Consider the following 17,667-nt stretch of genomic DNA (forward strand, 5'->3'; position numbering starts at 1 on the left):
CGACAGAACCCCTCAGCAAGGTTCATCGTTCCAGGTCAGGAAGGCACTTTCGCGTTTTCCGACCCAGCCAGCCGTACGCAAATGAAACGGCGAGGCTAGCCAGGTGAAACCCCGCCCAGGGGCCCCTCGTTGCACGGAACCGTAGGTCTTCGCGGGGGAACCCGCCCAAGACCCCAGCCGGTGGGCGAACTCACCACCTGCTGACCCCAGGGCCTGTGTCCCGAGCAGCCAATCGGGACACAGGCCCTTTCGCCGTACCGAGATCCCGGCAGCACAACGAGACCTACTCGGTGTGCGGTCGGAATCGGGCAGTGGGGGCCCGGGAAGTGCCGCTCCAAGACCTCCGACCAGCGGCGCACGACGAGGAAGCCTGTGGTCTCTGCCTGCGCCTGGACCAACTCGGTCAGAGCGTCGACGAATGGCTGAAAAGGCGTGCCTGGTTCGAAGCGCGGCAAGCGGCCTGCTTCAAGTTCGGTCTCCTTGCCGGGGCAGCCTGAGACTCCAGCATGAGGCCGCTCGGCATCAAGGTGGTGGGCTGTTCGGGGGATCGGGTGCGCACATTCAGTGACACGCTACCGATTTCGACCGGGATACAGCTTGTCCAGCGAATGCTTAGCGCGCGTGTTCCCTGCCGAAGGGGAACAGGAAGGGAGATTCCATGCATAAGGCGATGAGGGTGCCTGGCATGATGCTGGCGTCGCTGGCCCTGGTCGGAACATCGGCGACGGCGGCCAGCGCGTACAGTCCCTCCGGCGCCGATCGGCCCGGACAGCAGGCCCACGGTGGCGGCAGCCATGCCGCCCCGCCCGCCGACGAGGGCAATCGGTGCGGCAACGGCACCGAGTCGGGAGACGGCGACGCACAGGTCACGGTCGTCTGCGGGGCCAAGGGCGATGTCCACATCCACAACGAACAAGGCATCACGCCGAGTCTTGCCGAAGCGATCGGGGAAGTCATCGCCGTCGCTAACGGTGGCGGGGGCTGAGAGGCCGTTCCGGGAACCTGAGACCAGACGGGACGAACACGCTGCACTCCGATACCCCGCCCGCAAAGCAGCGGGCGTGTTGCAAGAACTCATAGGCATCGTCCTCCGGTGGAACGAGCGTTCCCCGCTCTGAGCGACGATACCCCGCGCGAACCGCTCGCCAGACGGCCGTTGAAACGGCGTCGCGTTCATGCGAACCGCCCCACGGCTACGCGATCGCTGTGTGAGGGCCCGAATCCTGTCCGGATTCGGGCCCTCAGCCTCCTGCAGGTGACGTGCGTCGAGGCAATTGGGAACTCACCGGTCGGACCGCGAGAAGCCGTGCTCCGCCCAGCGAGCCAGTGTATTCACGGTCAAGCCTTCCACCTCATGGCAGCCGCTCTCGCGTCAACGATCAGCCCGCTGGGTCAGCCCCGAGGGCTGACCCAGCGGCGCAGTGGCATCAATCAGCGTCCGCATGTCATGTCAGCAGGAACAGCCACTGGATGTATGAGGCCACGAGCTTGGTGACGCCTGTGTGGAGTCGGCAGGCCGGTGGCTGGTTCCCGGCGGCAGTGTGGGGTCGATGGTAGTTGTAGTGGATGTTCCAGGTGGTCAGACATCCCATCACTTTGAGGTGTCAAGTCAGGCCATCGCTGGTAGCTGGCCGTGGTGGGCCCAGGCTGTGGATTCGTCGTAGTGGGTGCGGGTCTTGAGGCAGCCGTGGAGGATGCCGACGAGGCGGTTGCCGACCTGTCGCAGGGCGGGGTTGTAGTCGAGGTCACGGGCCCGTTGCTTGTCGTAGTAGCGGCGGGCTCCGGGCGAGTTCTGCAGCGAGCAGAAGGCCTGGCGTTGGAGGGCGTCGGCGAGCCGGTTGTTGCGGACGTAACGGGCCTGGACGGTGTGGACCTTGCCGGAGGCGCGGGTCACAGGGCTGGTGCCGGCGTAGTTCTTCCGGGCCTTCGCCGATGCGTAGCGGGTGGGGTCGTCGCCGAACTCGGCCAGCACCCGGGCCCCGACGATCTCGCCGATGCCGGGCATCGACAGGTAGATCTCAGCGTCCGGGTGCGCGAGAAAATGGGCCTTCACCTCGGCCACCGCACCCGCGGCATGCGGTACTTCCACGGCTGCTACTCGGTCGGCGACGACAACCTGTGGGGCATCAACCGGTTGAGGAAGGGCGCCGGGAACACGATGACCGCACTGAAGTCGATACGCGCCGCCCGACACGATGGTGCCCCAATCTACGTGATCCTGGACAACCTCTCCGCCCACAAAGGCGCCGACATCCGCCGCTGGGCCAGGAAACACAAGGTCGAACTGTGCTTCACCCCGACCTACGCCTCCTGGGCCAACCCGATCGAAGCCCACTTCGGACACTGCGGCAGTTCACCATCGCCAACTCCCACCACCCCAACCACGCCGTGGAGACTCGGGCCTTGCACGCCTACCTGCGGTGGCGCAATGCCAACGTCGCCCGCCACCGCGACGTCCTGGCGCCGAGCGCAGGGAACGCGCCCGCATCCGCAGCGAGAGAGGCATCCGCCGGGGCGGACGCCCCCTCAAAGCCGCAGCCTGATCCAACGCTGCGGAATCTACGCGGCCACAGCACTAGAGGTCGTACGCGGTCGGGTGCAGCGGTTCGTACAGCCCTACCTCACCGCCGCCGGGCAGGCGGAAGGCGGTGAGCCTGCCCCACCGCTGCTCGCTGACCGGAGCGGTGAACTCCACGCCCTTCTCCTTCAGTTCGGCAACCGTGGCATCGACGTTGTCGCACATGAGGTAGAGCTCGTGCTTCTGGTCCGCGTCCGTTGGGTGGACGGCCACTTCCGCGGGCGGCAGCTGGAGGATGAGCCAGCCACCGCCGGCGTCGACGCTCTTCGCGCCGAGAACGTCCCGCAGGAAGGCGCGGTCCGCCTCGGCGTCGCGGCTGTGGAGGATGACGTGCGCTCCGTTGATCACGTCTCCCGACTCTACGTCGCCGCGTCCCACAGCTCGGGGGAAACGCGCCCGGCGTCCGCAGCGGAAAGGCATTCAGTGGGACAACCGGCCGCTCTCAGCAACGTCCTGACCAGCGCCGAACCCGGCAAACCTTTGCGGTCACAGCACTGGCTCTACTACGGCGGGACGGCCAGCCAAATCACGGATTCTCCGGATTCTGATTTTGCTCGCCAGCATTTGTCCGTGCGGCTTTGCTGCGTGGTGGCGGGAGGACGGAACGTCTGCTGCGTCGGCAGCGCTTACCCCGGAGACACGCGATGCGTAACCAGTCCAATGCTGGAGTTGAAGCTGCGTTCCTAAACGTTCAGAACGCCGCACAGTACATGGGTATTTCGGTGAACACCCTCTATGTGTGGCGCCATCGACGGCAGGGTCCGCCCAGCTTCCGGATGGGGCCCGGCGGGGAGGGTCATGTACCGCTGGGACCTGCTGGATACGTGGCTCATCGAGCAGGAGCAGGCGGACTCGCGGTCGAATCCGGCTCTCAACCCCCTGAACAAAGCGCCGCAGCAGCGCGAACGACGCAGGGCTGCTTGACCTGGTTGAACGGTTTCGAGGAACCAGCAGCACTCGGAATTTCCTGCATACGGAGATCGTCTGTGTGTCTGATCGCGCCGCGAGAACCAATGGCCAGGTCAAGGAGAAGGAGTGCATGGCGGGCTACATAGAGCACCGGTGGCTCAAGAAGCGGCCGAACAAGGAGACGGGCAAGCGCGAGCGCACTGCCATGTGGGGCAAGTGCACGCGCTACCGCGTCAAGGGGATACCGGGGGTACGAGACCGGTCTTTCGACACCCTCGCGGACGCCAAGGCATGGCTGGCCGAGGCACAGACCGACGCACGCCGAGGGGATTTCGTCGACGCCCGAGACGGTGCGATCAGCCTTCGTGAGTACGTCGAGAAGGACTGGTGGCCGTCCCAGGTACACCCCGCTCAGACACTGGAAAGCATGAGGCACCGGATCTGGGGGCAGGTGCTGCCGCCGCTCGGAGATCTGGCGCTCAGGGACATCGGCGTCGCGGAGCTGCGCAAGTGGTCGGCCGACGAGCAGAGGGCGGTGGCGTCGAGCACGGCCTATGTCGCGTGGGTATACCTCAAGGCGATCATGCAGGCCGCGGTCGAGGACAAGCGGCTCTACCGCAACCCGTGCAAGGGCAACAGCTCGATCAAGCCGCCGAAGAAGCCGGAGCGCAAGGCCCGCGCCTGGGACCAAGACCGTGTCGCTGCCGTACGGGAGGCGCTGGCCGCCCGGTACCGGATCACGGTCGACCTCGGGGTCGGGTGCGGACTCCGCCAAGGGGAGGTGTTCGGTTTCAGCCCAGACGATGTCCACGACGGCTTCGTGCACGTGGAGCGGCAGATCCTCATATACAAGTCACAGCTGTACTTCGGTCCACCGAAGGGCGGTAAGGAACGCGACGCCCTCTGCCCCAGGCGCTCGCGAAGCGGATCCTCACGCATCAGGAGCATTTCGAACCGATCGAAGTGACGCTGCCGTGGCTGGATCCCAAGGAGCCCGACCTAGCGCGCGAGGACCGGCGGAAGGTGACGGTCCGGCTGCTCGACGTGAGTACAGGAATCGACTACGCCCTGACCGTCGTACGGGCACCCGGCAGTACCAGACCCGAGCCCGCCATCGGCACAGCTGTCGCGGTGTCGAGCCCGCTGACCCGCCGCGAACACGAAGTCGCCGACCTCGTCGCCGATGGATTGTCGAACAAGCAGATCGCGACCAAGCTGATCATCTCCCAGCGCACCGTTGACGCCCACGTAGCGCACATCCTCTCCAAGCTCGACTTCACCTCCCGCGCACAAATCGCCGCCTGGATCACAGCGCACAGCACCTGACGCGATGTCCTGGACAGCAGTCGGCGGGCCGTCAAGATGGTGCAGCCCCGAGCCTCACAAACCCTCGCACGACCACATCACACGCGAAGTGGAGCGGCCGGTCGGCCGGCGAGGCCCAATCCCTGCGCTGCCGCTACGCGGACCGGACGACCACCGTCCCGCGGTGATCTCCCGCTGAACCTGCCGGGCCACTTCGGATCAATGCGCGGACACCGTCGCACGCACGAGGACGTAGCCGTCCTGCAGCACGACCGTGAGGACGGCGGCGTGAGTGGACCTGGCCGACGGCCGCACCAGCCTGGGGGGCCGCGGGGTGCCCCGCCTGCCCGGGATGACCGACGAGGAGGCGGGCTCCTGTTTCGGCGCCACCGTATTCCCCAACATGTTCATCGACATCAGCGGCAGCGAAGCCATGCTGACCAGCATACGACCCACGGTCCCACAAGCTGCCTTCTGGTGATCGAGTACCTGTTCCACCCCGACGCGCTCAGCGGGGACCACGACCTCGACCCGATCGTCGACTTCAACGAACTGGTCGGCCGGCAGGACAACGACGTGTGCGAGCGGGTCCAGCGGGGCGTGCGCTCACGGGCGTTCGACCACGGGCTGCTCCCCGCCAAGGACTCCCACGTCATTCTGTTCGAACAGCGCTACCTGCGCGACCGAGACGGAAACTCCGCCGACTGAACTGCTCGCAGAGTGGGATTGACCGACACGGCCGGGCGCCACGCCCCGCTCCCTGGGGGCAGGCAAACCCGCGCGCGGTGTGGCGATCCGCCCTCCTGCGACCGCCCCACCCCCGAGTCTGCCTTGGAGCCTTGACCGAGCCGCGGATGTCCGCTTTCGCGAGACCCGCGCCCCAGGCGCAGAGATCGGCGAGCGGGAAAGCGGGTGCGGAGTTGCTGGTACCTCTGCGGTCCCGGCCCGTTCGTTTCTAGGCTTGTGGGGTGAGTATGCCTCGACGGGTGTTCTTAAGCCATACATCGGAGTTGTCCCGATGGCCTCAAGGCCGTTCATTCGTCAAGGCCGCCGAGGAGGCAGTGGTCCGCGCCGGTGACGCGGTCGCCGACATGGCCTACTTCACGGCGCGGGACACCCGGCCGGCCGCGTACTGCCGCGAGCAGGTCCGCCAGTGTCACGTGTACGTCGGCATCATCGGCTTCCGGTACGGGTCTCCCGTACGTGATGAACCCCATGTGTCCTACACCGAGGCGGAGTTCAACGAAGCGACGGCCGTGGGCATGAAACGGCTGATGTTCCTCCTCGATGACCAGCCCGCGGTGGCGATGCCCCGAGAGGCGCTTTTCGACCGTCACTTCGAGCATCGGCAGCAGGATTTCCGCGCACGCCTGGTCGAGAGCGGTGCCACGGTCCAGAGCGTCCGCAGCCCCGAGCAACTGGAACTCCTCCTGCTTCAGGCTCTGCAGGAGAGCAAGCCCCGGGAACACCCTGCCGGCCCCGTCCCGGGTGAAGCCCGCTGCGCCGATCTGCCGGGGCTGCCCGTGGTCGTCGGGCGCGACGGCGAGGTCGGTCGGGTGGTGGCCGGGCTGACCGGCCTGCCGCCCACTCCGGTTCTCGTGCTGGGAGCCCCGGGCATCGGCAAGAGCACCGTGTGCGTGAAGGCGCTGCACCACGAGGCTGTCGCGGAGCGTTTCGGGGCTCGACGATGGTTCGTTCGGTGCGAACGCGCGAAGGACGCGGCATCGCTCCTGGCGGCCGTGGTCGCCGAACTCGGAGTGCACGCGGGCAGTTGCCGATCCCTGCTCGCCGCAGTGCTCGCGGAACTGGACAGGGCCCCCGCGGCGCTGGCGCTCGACAACCTTGAGACACCGTGGCTGGCCGATCCTCTCGGTACGGAGGACCTGTTGGGCCGGTTGACCGCGCGCCCCAGCGTCGCGGTGGTCGTCACCTTGCGTGGCACCGGCCGTCCGGGCCGCGTGCCGTGGACGGATCCGGTGTCCGTGCCACCCCTTGCCCTGTCCGAGGCCCGCTGGGTTTTCCTGCACACCGCCGGCTCGACCTTCGCAGCCGACCCCGCTCTCGATGCGTTGCTGGGGGAACTCGACGGTGTGCCTCTCGCCGTGGAACTGCTCGCCCACGCAGCCCAGGTCCAACCCGGCCTCGCCGAGCTCGCCCGCCGTTGGGAACGGGAAAGCGTCGCTCTGCTGCAACGCTCCGGCGGCCGTTACCGTGAGTTGAGCGTTCCGGTCTCGGTCGGGCTGTCCGTGTCCAGTCCCCTGCTGGACGACGATGCCCGGCGATTACTCGGCCTGCTCGGCCGGCTCCCGGACGGCATCGCGCACGACCATCTCGACACGCTTCTGCCGGGCGTCGGTGCCCGCGCCGCCGCCCTCGTCCGTCAAGTCGGCCTGGGCTACGACGACTCGACGCGTCTGCGCGTCCTCGCCCCCATCCGCGAACACCTCGCCGCAGCGCAGCCGGCCACCGAAACCGACCTCGACCGCGCCGTGACGTTCTACTGCCATCTGGCAGCCGGCCCGGGAGAGGCCGCGCGCGGGGAGATCGGGACCGGGAAAGCGGTTGAACGCCTGCAGCAGGAAACCGGCAACATCCTGCGCCTGATCGACCACTCCGCCCGGCATGGATGCACCGACGCACTCCCGCCGGCCGTCACCGGCCTGATCGCGTACATGGGCAGCACGGGAGCTCTCTCACCCGAAGTGCTGGGCGTCGCGGTAGCCGCAGTTGACACCCGGGCCAAGACCCAGGAACGCGCGCACGTCATGCATCGTCTGGGTGAGCTCACACGCGTCCGCTCGGACTACGTCACCGCGGAGCGGTATCTCCGGCGTGCGCTGGGTCTCTACGAGCAGGTGGGCGACGATCTCGGTCGGGCCAACGTCCACGACAGCCTGGGTGAGCTCGCCCGCGTCCGCTCGGACCACGACACCGCGGAGCGGCATCACCGGTGTGCGCTGGGTCTCTACGAGCAGGTCGGCAACCTTCTCGGGCAGGCGAACGTCCACGACAGCCTGGGTGAGCTTGCCCGCGTCCGCTCGGACTACAACACCGCGGAGTCGCTTCACCGGTGTGCGCTGGGCCTCTACGAGCAGGTGGGCAATCTTCTGGGCCGGGCCAATGCCACGTACGGTCTGGGGCAGTTGGCGCGCGCTCGCTCGGACCTCGGTGCGGCGGAGTCGCTTCACCGGTGTGCGCTGGGCCTCTACGAGCAGGTGGGCAATCTCCTGGGCCGGGCCAATGCCACGTACGGTCTGGGGCAGTTGGCGCGCGTTCGCTCGGACCTCGGTGCCGCGGAGCGGCATCACCGGTGTGCGCTGCACCTCTACGAGCAGGTCGGCAATCTTCCAGGGCAGGCCAATGCCCACGACAGCCTGGGTGAGCTTGCGCTTGCCCGCTCGGAATACATCACCGCGAGGCGCCACTACCGGAACGCTCTGAACGCCTTCCGGCGGCTGAACCACTCCGACGAGATCGCACAGTTCCCGGAGAACGTCGACGAGGCGGCGGCGACGGCCCACGACGAGCCAGGCACGGAAATCCCCGGGAGCGATTCCGCCGACGAGTCGGCGGCCTGCAGCGTCTTGATCCACAGCGCTCGACCGATGGGACAGAGCGCGCTGGTCGTGGGGTCGACGTCCGTACGTTTCTCCAGGTGCCCTTCGAACACGTCGAAGACGTAGCCCATGAAGCGGTGCCCTCAACTTGCCACCCCACCATGCGCTCTGCCCGCACGGCGCGCAACCCCAATGGCGCGCTGCCGTAGGCCCGTCACCCGAACAGGTATCGAACTCATCGGACCAGGGAATTCCGCCCGGTTGCGTCTCCTCGCAAACGCATGGCGATCACTCATGTGCCTGTGGTTCGCTTGCAGTTCGCAAGGTTCTGACGACGGCCACCCCGTGACGGGCCGGGCGGCGACGCCCGGCCGAGGCGGCGGCGCAGCCATACGAAAAGGATTCCGTTGGACCAGTTACCCGAGAGCGTCGGCCACGGTGAATTACGCGACGCCACAACGCTCATCGTCCTGCTGCGACCGCGAGCCCGGACGGAGAAGGACGGATGAGCCCCTTGATGCTCGGCGTCACCGCCGTCCTCATGGTTGCCGGTATCGGATTGCAGATCTGGTCCTCGGGGCCGCGCCGCGCCGGCCAGCAGTACGTCCTGCAACTCCCGTCGATCTTCCTGTACTCGCTGGCCGGCTCGCTCTTCCTGTTCACCGTCTTCCCAGATTCCGTCTCCGACGGCCGCGCACTCGGCTTCAGCCTTGGCGGCGCCGCGGGTTTCGTTGCCTTCTTCATGCTCGCCTCCTTCACCTGGCTGTCCCAGACACGTCCGCGCGACGAACTCGCCGCCGAACTGGCCCAGGCACGCGAAGAGGCCGCCAAGGCACGGAGTGAGTCGGCGGTCGAGAAAGCGCTGGATCAGCTTCCGAGACCGCTGCAGCAGTGCATTCGTTACGAGGTCCCCCTCCGCCGCGACCGAAAGCACCGCATTGGCGTGGTGACCGGAAATCTCGCCAACATCACGGGCATCGATGTCTGGGTCAATACGGAGAACGCGCATATGGAGATGGCTCGGACCACCGAGCCCACCATCTCCGGCACGATCCGCTACCACGGCGGACGGCGCGATGAATCCGGCAATCTCATCCACGACACCATCGCCTTGGAACTTGCCGAACGGATGACTGGTCGGTCCCGGATCATGCCGGGACACGTGCTCACCACAGGGCCGGGTGGGCTGGCCGACAGCCACCAGGTGAAGCGCATCATTCATGTGGCCGCCGTCGAGGGGGAGCCGGGAGTCGGCTACCGGCAGGTCGGCGATGTCGGGCGGTGCGTCCGGAACGTGCTGGGTGAGATGGACCGGCTCAACACCGCAGGTGAGGAACTGCACTCCGTGGTCCTGCCGCTTTTCGGCGTCGGCGGGGGCAATGGCGACCTGCGGCAAACCGTGGAGTCCATGGTGGCCGCCAGTGTCGACTACTTCCGTTCACACGGGGCTTCGCGCATCTGCACCGTCTACCTCCTCGCCTTCACCGACGTGCAGGAGGCTGTCTGCCGGCTCACGCTCGACCTTGAGCCGCAGCTGGACACGGCTGCGGGAGGCTGATGCCGCCGACTTGAGCGGTTGACGTATGTCACGGCGGTCTCGGACCTGAAGTCTCGTGGGTCCGCGAAAAGCCGACGGAGCTGACCAAGAACTCGAGGGTTCGGTCATTGCAGAACGGATGCGATCACGCACGTGCTGTGGTCGGCAGAGCTCTGAGGGGGCCCTGATGGGCCTCTGATGGGCCTCTGATGGGGCCCTGACGGGGAAGAGTCCCTCAGCGGTTGCCCGAGCAATCGTGCTTGCCCGAGCAATCGCCTGCTGCCCTGCCGGGCGAAGAACGGCCCCCGAGAGCGCGGTGGGCGCCCGAGAACGGGCACATGCACAGGTCAGAGCTTGATCGTCCTGGAGCGCGCCCAGCTCGAAAGACCGACGTAGTGCGTGCGGGTGCGGTTTCCGCGCAGCCCTCACCAGCAGGGTGGACCGAGTCGCTCCCGCAGGCGTAGGCCGAGTCGCGCCCGCAGGCCGTACCGGGGCCCGAAGACGTAAGGGCCCGCAGGCGTACGGGGGCCGACGGCGCACCGGTCCCGCAGGCGTACGGGGCCGAAGTCGTACGGGGATCGACGGCGTACCGGGAAAGGCGTCAGGCGGCGGGCCGCGGCCAGTGGTCCATGTCGCCGCCGCGCCATTCCACGAGCGTCGGGTCGCCCAGCGAGACCTGGGCAGGGTCGAGTCCCGCCGCGCGCAGGAATTCGGCCACGTCCCCGCGGCCGTGGGCCAGCCCCACGATCTGCCCGTGCACGGTGACCCGGCGCCCACCGGAGGGGGACGGCGGGTGCACGATCACAGGCGGGTGGCGGACAGCCATACGTACAGCGTGATGCGCGAGCCGCCGCGTCGCATCCCGGTCGCGGGCCGCGGCCGGGAGGGCTCGGCGAGAGGGAACCGGCGGCAGGCCGTTGACCTTCCCCTTCGGGGAAGCCCCAGCATCGCGGTGACCGGGCAGCCGCCCGGTGTGAGGAGGGGGAGGGGGAGTGGCCATGCGGCTGCTGACGATCGGGGTCTTCGCGCGGGCGGCGCGCCTCTCGCCGAAGGCGCTGCGCCTTTACGACGAGCTCGGGCTGCTCACGCCCGCACGCGTCGACCCGTCGTCCGGCTACCGGCTCTACGACCCGGCCCAGCTCGAGCGGGCCCGGCTGGTGGCCTGGCTACGCCGGCTGGGCATGCCCCTGGCGCGGATCCGGGCGGTGTGCGACGCCGGGCCGGGCGCCGCGGCCGCTGAGGTCCGTGCGTACTGGGCGCAGTTCGAGAGCGACACCGCCGCGCGGCGCGATCTCGTCGCCTTCCTCATCGACCATCTGTCAGGGAAGGACACCACCACCATGACCTCGGCAACCACCACCGCCGGCACCCGTCCCGGGTTCGCCATCCGCTACGCCGCCGCATCCGACACCGGGACCGTGCGCGAGCGGAACGAGGACACGGCGTACGCGGGCCCGCGGCTGCTCGCCGTGGCCGACGGCTTCGGCGGAGCGGCCGCGTCCGCGACGACCGCGTCCGCGACGGCCGCCTCCGCATCAGACACAGCCGCACCCTCCGCAGGAGTCTCCGCAACGCCCGCCGCGGACACGGCCGGTACGTCGGGCGTAACCGCCAGCGCCGTCGCCATCGAGGCGCTCAGGGCGCTCGAGACCGACGACGCCCCGCTCGGCAACCTTCTCAACTCCCTTGAGGAGGCCGCTCACCGGGCCAACAACAGTGTCGGCGAACTGGCCGCCTCCGACCCGGCGCTCCACGGCATGGGAACCACCCTGACCGCTCTCCTGTGGTCCGGTTCCCGGCTGGCGCTCGTCCATATCGGGGACTCGCGCGCGTATCTCCTGCGTGACGGCCGCTTCTTCCAGATCACGCACGACCACACGCTCGTCCGGGCGATGATCGACGAGGGCCGCATCACGGCGGAGGAGGCCGCTTCGCACCCCCAGCGTGCCCTGCTGCTGCGCGCCCTGGGCGGCGGCGGGGAGTTCGCCCCCGACCTCGGCGTGCGCGAGGTACGGGCCGGTGACCGCTACCTGCTGTGCTCGGACGGCCTGTCCGCCGTCGTCGGCGCAGAGGACATCCGCGACGTCGTGGCCTCGGCACCCGCCCCGGGCGACGCGGTACGCGAGTTGATCGACCTCGCAGTACGGGCGGGCGGCCCGGACAACGTCAGCTGTGTCGTCGCCGATGTGGTGGAGGACGTGGTGGAGCCGCGCGAGCCGTAGGCTGCCCGCATGGCTGTCCACGCGATCAAGGCTGTGGCGTTCGACGTCGGAGAGACCCTGGTGCGCGACGACCGCTACTGGGCGTCGTGGGCCGACTGGCTCGGCATGCCGCGGCATGCGCTGTCGGCGCTCGTCGGGGCGGTCGTCGCCCAGGGGCGGGACAGTGCGGACGCCATCAGGATCGCCAAGCCCGGCGCCGACGTCGCCGCCGAGTACCGTGCGCGTGAGGCCGCGGGGTGCGGAGAGCATCTCGAGGAGAGCGACCTCTACCCCGATGTCCGGCCCGTGCTGGCCCACCTGCGCCGGCACGGGCTGCGGGTCGTGATCGCCGGGAACCAGAGCGCTCGGGCCGCCGAACTGCTCCGTGCGCTCGACCTCCCGGCCGACGCGATCGCCACCTCGGGGGAGTGGGGCACGGCCAAGCCGGAGCGCGGCTTCTTCGAGCGCGTGGTGGGCCTCGCGCGGACCGGCCCCGAGCACCTGGTGTACGTCGGCGACCACCCGGCCAACGACGTCGGCCCCGCGAAAGCCGCCGGGTTGCGGGTGGCGCACATCCGCCGCGGGCCGTGGGGCCATCTGTGGGCGGGGAGTCCGGTGGCCGCGGCGGCGGACTGGCACATCGGCGCGCTCACCGAACTCCCCGCGCTGCTGGGGGCGTAGAGCGGTGGCCGGGCGGACGTATGCGACGACCCGCTGCGTACGCGACGGTCCCGCTGCGTACGTGACGGCCCGCTGCGTACGTGACGGCCCGCGGTGTACTCGACGGGCCGCGGTGTACTCGACGGCCCGGGGCGTACGCGATGGGTTCGCGGTGTGCGCGGCGGGGGCAGGTGTCGCGCGCGAAGCGTCGCGGTGTCCTTCGAGAGGGGTCGAGAGGGGGGGCGCCGGTGACGCTGCGGAACACGATCGTGCCGCGCACATACGCGGGCTCCGCGCGAGGAATTTCTGCACGGCCCCTCGGCACTGTGCGGATTGCGCGGTTCACTCGAACCAGGGCCGTTTCTCCCCGCTCCGCGGCCCACCCCGCCCCCGTCGCACTCCCTCCCTCCCAGCGACGGGGGCGGGCCCGTGTCCCTGCCGCCGACGGCTCCATGCCGGGCGGGCCGCCTTTGCGGTGCTGTGCGGGCGACCCGCCCGCGGGGGTGCCCGGGCTCACCCCGTTCCGGACGGCGGCTCGCCCCCGCCTCCCGTCGTCGGGCCCGTGGGCGGGACGGTCTGCTCGGGCGGCGTGGTGGAGGCGCTCGGCGTAGGCCCGCCGCTTGGCAGTTCACTGCCGCCGGACGGTGTGGACGTCGGGTCCTGGGCCGGTGTCGAGGCCGAAGGCGCGCTTCCGGGCAGGTGCGGGACATCGCCGCCGCCTTTCCCGTCCTTGGGCGGCGAGGCCGTCGCCTCCCCGGCGGCGTCCGATGTCTCCGAAGCGGAGGGCGAGGCGGAGGGGGAGGCGTCGTCGTCCGCCTCCTTTCCGTCCGAGGAGGCGGACGGACCGCTGCGCCCGGCGATACCGTCGCCGAACCAGCCCTGCCGCTCGTTGCCGCCCATGGGTGCGCTGGTGGGGACGCCCGGCAGCGGCAGCAGGGTCCGCGGGGCGATGGGTGTGGCGCCGGTCAGGCTCAGCACGAGGCCGGTGGCGTAGAGGGCGCAGGCCGATCCCATGACCCAGGCGATCCGCCGGCCGTACGGGAGCCGCGCCGGGGGCGGTTCGGCGGCGGGCGCGGTCGCCGCAAACGCGTTCCGCGCCGCGGCGGCCTGTCCTGCAACGGCCTGTCCTGCCACGGCCTGTGCTGCAACGGCATGTCGTCCAGCCACGGCCTGTGCTGCCAAGGCGCGTTCCGCTGCCGCCTCTGCTGCGTTCGCCCCCGGTGCTCGTACTGCCGACGCGTCCTGGGCCCACGCCGGTACGGACGTCCGCTCCTGCCCGCGCGCCTGCCCCCGCCCCTGCGCGTGCGAGTGCCCCAGCCGGTGGGACGGCTCCTGGACACGGGCGTTGGCGCGGGCCGTGGCGCGGGCGTGCGCCGCTTGCCCGTCCCCCTCCGGCACGCTTGCACGCTCCTGCGGGCGTACGGGCGGCCGTTGGCGGTCCCGCACCTCCGCCGGAGCCGGGCTGTTCGCCGCCTTCGTCCGCAGGAGGGGATCTGCGGACAGGAGGAAAGGGACGGAAGCGGTGACCTGGAAGGCGCGCCCCCGGGTCGAGCCGCCGGGGCCGGGGCGGCCCGCCGAGTCGTGGGCCGAGTGGAGAACTCCGGTGTCCTGCTCGGCCTGCGGGTGTGCTGGGGCGGGGGCAGGCCATGCCACGGCGTCACCGTACGGCTCGGTGCGAGGGGTGTGCGGTGCGGCCGGGCGGCCCTCCTGGGAGGGCTCCGACGAGTTCTGCCTGGAGAGCATGCCGCAACATAACCCGGCGCCCCCACCCAAGGAGGGAGATACTCCCGCTCAGTCGAATTGTGGCTCGAATCGGTCGAATTCCACCACGGTGGACGTCTGCGGCCCCGGGTGCCCTGCGCGGAGGCCCGGTCTCATCCCCGGCCGATGAACGGCATCGCTGTCGCCATCACCGTCGCGAACTGCACGTTCGCCTCCAGCGGCAGCGACGCCATGTGAAGCACCGTCCGTGCCACGTCCGTGGCATCCATCATCGGTTCCACCGCCATGGTTCCGTCCGCCTGGCGAATGCCGGTGCGCATCCGCTCGGTCATCTCCGTCGCCGCGTTGCCGATGTCGATCTGGCCGCACGCGATCCCGTACGCCCGCCCGTCCAGGGACAGCGACTTGGTGAGGCCGGTCATCGCGTGCTTCGTGGCCGTGTACGCGATGCTGTCGGGCCTCGGCACATGGGCGGAGACGGAACCATTGTTGATGATGCGCCCGCCTGGCGGGTCCTGCTCCTTCATCAGCCGGTATGCGCCCTGCGCGCACAGGAACGCCCCGGTGAGGTTGGTGTCGACCACCGCCCGCCAGTCCTCGTGGGCCAGTTCATCCAGCGGTACGGCCGGGCCGAAGCTCCCGGCGTTGTTGAAGAGCAGGTCCAGCCGCCCGAAGTGCTCGCCGACCACGCGGAAGAGCGCGTCGACGTCCTCCGGGCGCGTGACGTCGGTCCGCACCGCCAGAGTCCGGCCGCCCTCCCGGACCAGCCGCGCCGTCTCCTCCAGCGGGGGCAGGCGGCGGCCCGCCAGGACCACCGACCATCCGGCGTGGGCCAGTTCGAGAGCCACGGCCCGTCCGATCCCGGTCCCGGCCCCCGTGACCACGGCCGCCTTCGCGCCGGGCGTTGCCGGTGTGCTGTCGGTCTCCGTCATGGCCGGCAGCGTACGCGGGGCCGGAGCCGGGACGGCGTACGCGGGGCGGTACCCGGGCGGCGGAGGTGTCCGCTCCATGCGACGGATTGCCCCTGAACGTCCCAACCGGGCGTGAAGCTCATCGACTCGACATGCGCGTGTGTTGCACGCGCCAACGCCCCGCCGTTCCGCCTCACTGCACTTCCCCTGACAACACCCGTATGGGGAGGGGTAGATGACCCGCACGTCATACCAGCAGGAGTACCACCGGGAGCTCCGCGCCGCTGCCGCACACCTCGGGCGGCGCCGTTTCCTCACCGTCACCGGGGCCGCCGCCGCGCTCGCCTTCGCCACCAACCTGCCGGGGAGTGCCCAGGCCGCAGAGGCCGACGCCCGCAAGGCCGTCACCGCCGATCCGTTCACGCTCGGTGTCGCTTCGGGCGATCCGCTGCCCGGCTCCGTCGTCCTGTGGACCGGCTCGCCCCCAGCCCGTACGAGCCCGGCAACGGCCTGCCGAACGCCCGCATCGCGGTGGACTGGGAACTGGCCGACGCGTACTGCACGTGCCGTCGCGCGGCCCGGAGCGTGCCGGCGGCGGCCCGTGCACCACTCTTCTCCGAGAAGTTCTCGCAAGATGTGTTAACAACAGCGCATTCTTCTGCTAACAATGTGGCCCGTCAGAGTTCGCGCCCGTCGCGCCCGCCGACTCCAAGGGACGCACCGACATGCCCTTCCGCTCCCCGCCCCTCCCCGCACGACCACCGACGCCGCCGCTGAGCCGCCGCTCCCTCCTGCGCGGCGCAGCCGTGGCCGGGGCTGCGGGTCTGCTCTCCGCCGCGGCGGGCGGCCCGATGCGGTCGCCGACGCAGACGCCGGGACCTGGCGCCAGTACGCCGGCACCACCCTGAACTTCATCTCGGAGAACACCGCCCCGACCGCGGCCATCGCCGCGGACCTCGCCCCCTTCACCGAGCTGACCGGAATCGGGGTCAACATCGTCACCCTGGAGCTCTCCGCCCTGGCCCAGAAGGTCGCCCTCGACTTCGCCTCCGGCAACGGTGAGTACGACGTTGTCTACGCCGACCCGTACCTCGTCCTGGCCCCGTACGCCCCGGCGTTCGCCGATCTGCGCGCGTTCCAGGAGGACCCCGCGCTGCCCGGGCTGCCCGGCGGATTCGGCGACTTCATCCCCAGCCACCTCGACGCGGCCGGCCGCTTCCGCGACGGCGACAAGGTCCTCGCGCTGCCCTACGACTGCCCGACCATGGTCTGGCAGTACCGCGCCGACCTGTTCGAGAAGCACCGCGACCGGATGGCCGACGACCTCGGATTCGACCCGATGCCGTCGGCCGACTCGACCTGGGAGCAGTACTTCGCCACAGCGCGCTGGTTCAACGACCGCACCGACGACGTCCAGTACGGCACCGGACACAAGGCCAAGCAGCACGACTCCCTGATGTGCGACTTCTCGAACCTGCTCTGGGCGTACGGCGGCGACTACTTCGACGACGGTCCGGCCGTAGGGCGCCTCGGCACCGACGACCCGGGTCCCTGCCGGCTGCGCTCCGAACGGGCCGTCGCGGGCGCCGAGTTCTACGAGCGGCTGCTCTCGGTCGCCGACCCGGCATCCCGCACCTGGGACTGGGACGGCGTCGGATCCGCCTTCCGCTCCGGCCGGTTCGCGATGTGCCCGAACTGGCACGAGTACGCGGCCGCCAACGAGCAGGCCATGCCCGGAAAGGTCGGCTACGCCCGGCTGCCGAAGGGGCCCGTGCGCTCCGCCGGGATGTACGGCGGCACCGGCATCGCCGTCTCCGACACCATCCCGCCCGGCCGGCAGAAGGCCGCCTGGCTGTTCCTCGCCTGGGCCACCGCGCCCCGTACCCAGGTCACCGTCCTGGCGAGCAAGGTCGGCGGCGGCACCCCGACCCGTACCTCCGTCTACGCCCGGCAGGAGGTCGCCGACGCCGCGCACCGGCCCTCCAAGATGCCCAACATGCTCAGCTCCGACGCCGTCCGCGACACCTGGAAGCCCGGGAACATCGGCCTGCGTCCCAAGATCCCGATGTGGGGCGAGTGCGACACCGCCCTCTTCACCGAGGTGTCCCGCATGCTCGCCGGTGACACGAAGCCGGCCGAGGCGATGCAGGAGCCGCCGACCGTATCGACCGCATCGTCGCCCGAGGGTGGGTGAACTGACGTGCCCGCATCCGTGACCCCCGCACACCGCAAGGACGGCGCCGTACGCGACGGCGGAAACGCGGCCCCCGCGAACCGGACGGTCCCG

Annotated in this window: 16 protein-coding genes and 3 pseudogenes; 14 read left to right on the forward strand and 5 right to left on the reverse strand. The window is 69.8% G+C overall.

Going from position 1 to position 17,667, the window contains the following annotated elements:
- Window positions 1-658: 658 nt before the first annotated feature.
- A complete protein-coding gene (locus AB0M26_RS18230; protein WP_365261884.1) occupies window positions 659-985 on the forward strand; it encodes a hypothetical protein in 327 nt (108 codons plus the stop codon).
- A 624-nt stretch (window positions 986-1,609) separates the two neighbouring features.
- Here the strand turns inward: AB0M26_RS18230 and AB0M26_RS18235 are convergent.
- Window positions 1,610-2,059, reverse strand: a pseudogene (locus tag AB0M26_RS18235) (transposase); the annotation flags it as partial.
- On the opposite strand from AB0M26_RS18235, the pseudogene AB0M26_RS18240 reads away from it, so the two are divergent.
- Window positions 2,060-2,543: pseudogene (locus tag AB0M26_RS18240) on the forward strand (transposase); the annotation flags it as partial.
- 32 nt (window positions 2,544-2,575) lie between these two features.
- On the opposite strand, the gene AB0M26_RS18245 reads toward AB0M26_RS18240, so the two are convergent.
- Window positions 2,576-2,926, reverse strand: a complete 351-nt coding sequence (locus tag AB0M26_RS18245; protein WP_365261886.1) for a VOC family protein — start codon at window positions 2,924-2,926, stop codon at window positions 2,576-2,578.
- 450 nt (window positions 2,927-3,376) lie between these two features.
- Between AB0M26_RS18245 and AB0M26_RS18250 the strand changes: the two genes are divergently transcribed.
- From AB0M26_RS18250 to AB0M26_RS18280, 7 genes are all read left to right on the forward strand, one after another.
- On the forward strand, window positions 3,377-3,502 hold the full coding sequence (locus tag AB0M26_RS18250) for a hypothetical protein (protein ID WP_365261889.1): 126 nt from the start codon (window positions 3,377-3,379) through the stop codon (window positions 3,500-3,502).
- Between the two features lie 64 nt (window positions 3,503-3,566).
- Window positions 3,567-4,454: a hypothetical protein gene (locus tag AB0M26_RS18255; protein ID WP_365261892.1), complete on the forward strand. Its 888-nt coding sequence runs from the start codon at window positions 3,567-3,569 to the stop codon at window positions 4,452-4,454.
- Complete coding sequence (locus tag AB0M26_RS18260; protein WP_365261895.1) at window positions 4,451-4,813, forward strand: helix-turn-helix transcriptional regulator; 363 nt, start codon at window positions 4,451-4,453, stop codon at window positions 4,811-4,813. The genes AB0M26_RS18255 and AB0M26_RS18260 overlap by 4 nt, the downstream gene beginning before the upstream one ends.
- A gap of 271 nt (window positions 4,814-5,084) precedes the next feature.
- Window positions 5,085-5,273, forward strand: a complete 189-nt coding sequence (locus tag AB0M26_RS18265) for a hypothetical protein (RefSeq protein WP_365261898.1) — start codon at window positions 5,085-5,087, stop codon at window positions 5,271-5,273.
- Complete coding sequence (locus tag AB0M26_RS18270; RefSeq protein ID WP_365261901.1) at window positions 5,270-5,500, forward strand: SRPBCC family protein; 231 nt, start codon at window positions 5,270-5,272, stop codon at window positions 5,498-5,500. Before AB0M26_RS18265 ends, AB0M26_RS18270 begins: the two co-directional genes overlap by 4 nt.
- Before the next feature lie 266 nt (window positions 5,501-5,766).
- On the forward strand, window positions 5,767-8,475 hold the full coding sequence (locus tag AB0M26_RS18275) for a tetratricopeptide repeat protein (RefSeq protein ID WP_365262111.1): 2,709 nt from the start codon (window positions 5,767-5,769) through the stop codon (window positions 8,473-8,475).
- A 379-nt stretch (window positions 8,476-8,854) separates the two neighbouring features.
- Entirely contained in the window at window positions 8,855-9,907 is a 1,053-nt protein-coding gene (locus AB0M26_RS18280) for a hypothetical protein (protein WP_365261904.1), read from the forward strand.
- 580 nt (window positions 9,908-10,487) lie between these two features.
- Here the strand turns inward: AB0M26_RS18280 and AB0M26_RS18285 are convergent.
- Window positions 10,488-10,712: a hypothetical protein gene (locus AB0M26_RS18285; RefSeq protein WP_365261907.1), complete on the reverse strand. Its 225-nt coding sequence runs from the start codon at window positions 10,710-10,712 to the stop codon at window positions 10,488-10,490.
- A 172-nt stretch (window positions 10,713-10,884) separates the two neighbouring features.
- Between AB0M26_RS18285 and AB0M26_RS18290 the strand changes: the two genes are divergently transcribed.
- Complete coding sequence (locus tag AB0M26_RS18290; RefSeq protein ID WP_365261910.1) at window positions 10,885-12,108, forward strand: MerR family transcriptional regulator; 1,224 nt, start codon at window positions 10,885-10,887, stop codon at window positions 12,106-12,108.
- Window positions 12,109-12,117: 9 nt separating this feature from the next.
- Window positions 12,118-12,768, forward strand: a complete 651-nt coding sequence (locus AB0M26_RS18295) for an HAD family hydrolase (protein WP_365261912.1) — start codon at window positions 12,118-12,120, stop codon at window positions 12,766-12,768.
- Window positions 12,769-13,260: 492 nt separating this feature from the next.
- Here the strand turns inward: AB0M26_RS18295 and AB0M26_RS18300 are convergent, their stop codons facing one another.
- Both AB0M26_RS18300 and AB0M26_RS18305 read right to left on the reverse strand, forming a co-directional pair.
- Window positions 13,261-14,400, reverse strand: a complete 1,140-nt coding sequence (locus tag AB0M26_RS18300; RefSeq protein ID WP_365261915.1) for a hypothetical protein — start codon at window positions 14,398-14,400, stop codon at window positions 13,261-13,263.
- Window positions 14,401-14,621: 221 nt separating this feature from the next.
- On the reverse strand, window positions 14,622-15,401 hold the full coding sequence (locus tag AB0M26_RS18305) for an SDR family oxidoreductase (RefSeq protein ID WP_365261918.1): 780 nt from the start codon (window positions 15,399-15,401) through the stop codon (window positions 14,622-14,624).
- Window positions 15,402-15,615: 214 nt separating this feature from the next.
- Here AB0M26_RS18305 and AB0M26_RS18310 point away from each other — a divergent pair.
- The 3 genes and pseudogenes from AB0M26_RS18310 to AB0M26_RS18320 form a co-directional block, all read left to right on the forward strand.
- Window positions 15,616-15,929 (forward strand): annotated as a pseudogene (locus tag AB0M26_RS18310) (PhoD-like phosphatase N-terminal domain-containing protein); the annotation flags it as partial.
- Between the two features lie 176 nt (window positions 15,930-16,105).
- A complete protein-coding gene (locus AB0M26_RS18315) occupies window positions 16,106-16,288 on the forward strand; it encodes a twin-arginine translocation signal domain-containing protein (RefSeq protein ID WP_365262114.1) in 183 nt (60 codons plus the stop codon).
- A 35-nt stretch (window positions 16,289-16,323) separates the two neighbouring features.
- Complete coding sequence (locus tag AB0M26_RS18320; RefSeq protein ID WP_365262117.1) at window positions 16,324-17,574, forward strand: extracellular solute-binding protein; 1,251 nt, start codon at window positions 16,324-16,326, stop codon at window positions 17,572-17,574.
- The last annotated feature ends 93 nt before the right edge of the window (window positions 17,575-17,667 follow it).

The organism is Streptomyces sp. NPDC051776 (assembly GCF_040681345.1).
In the GTDB taxonomy this organism is placed as follows: Bacteria; Actinomycetota; Actinomycetes; order Streptomycetales; family Streptomycetaceae; genus Streptomyces.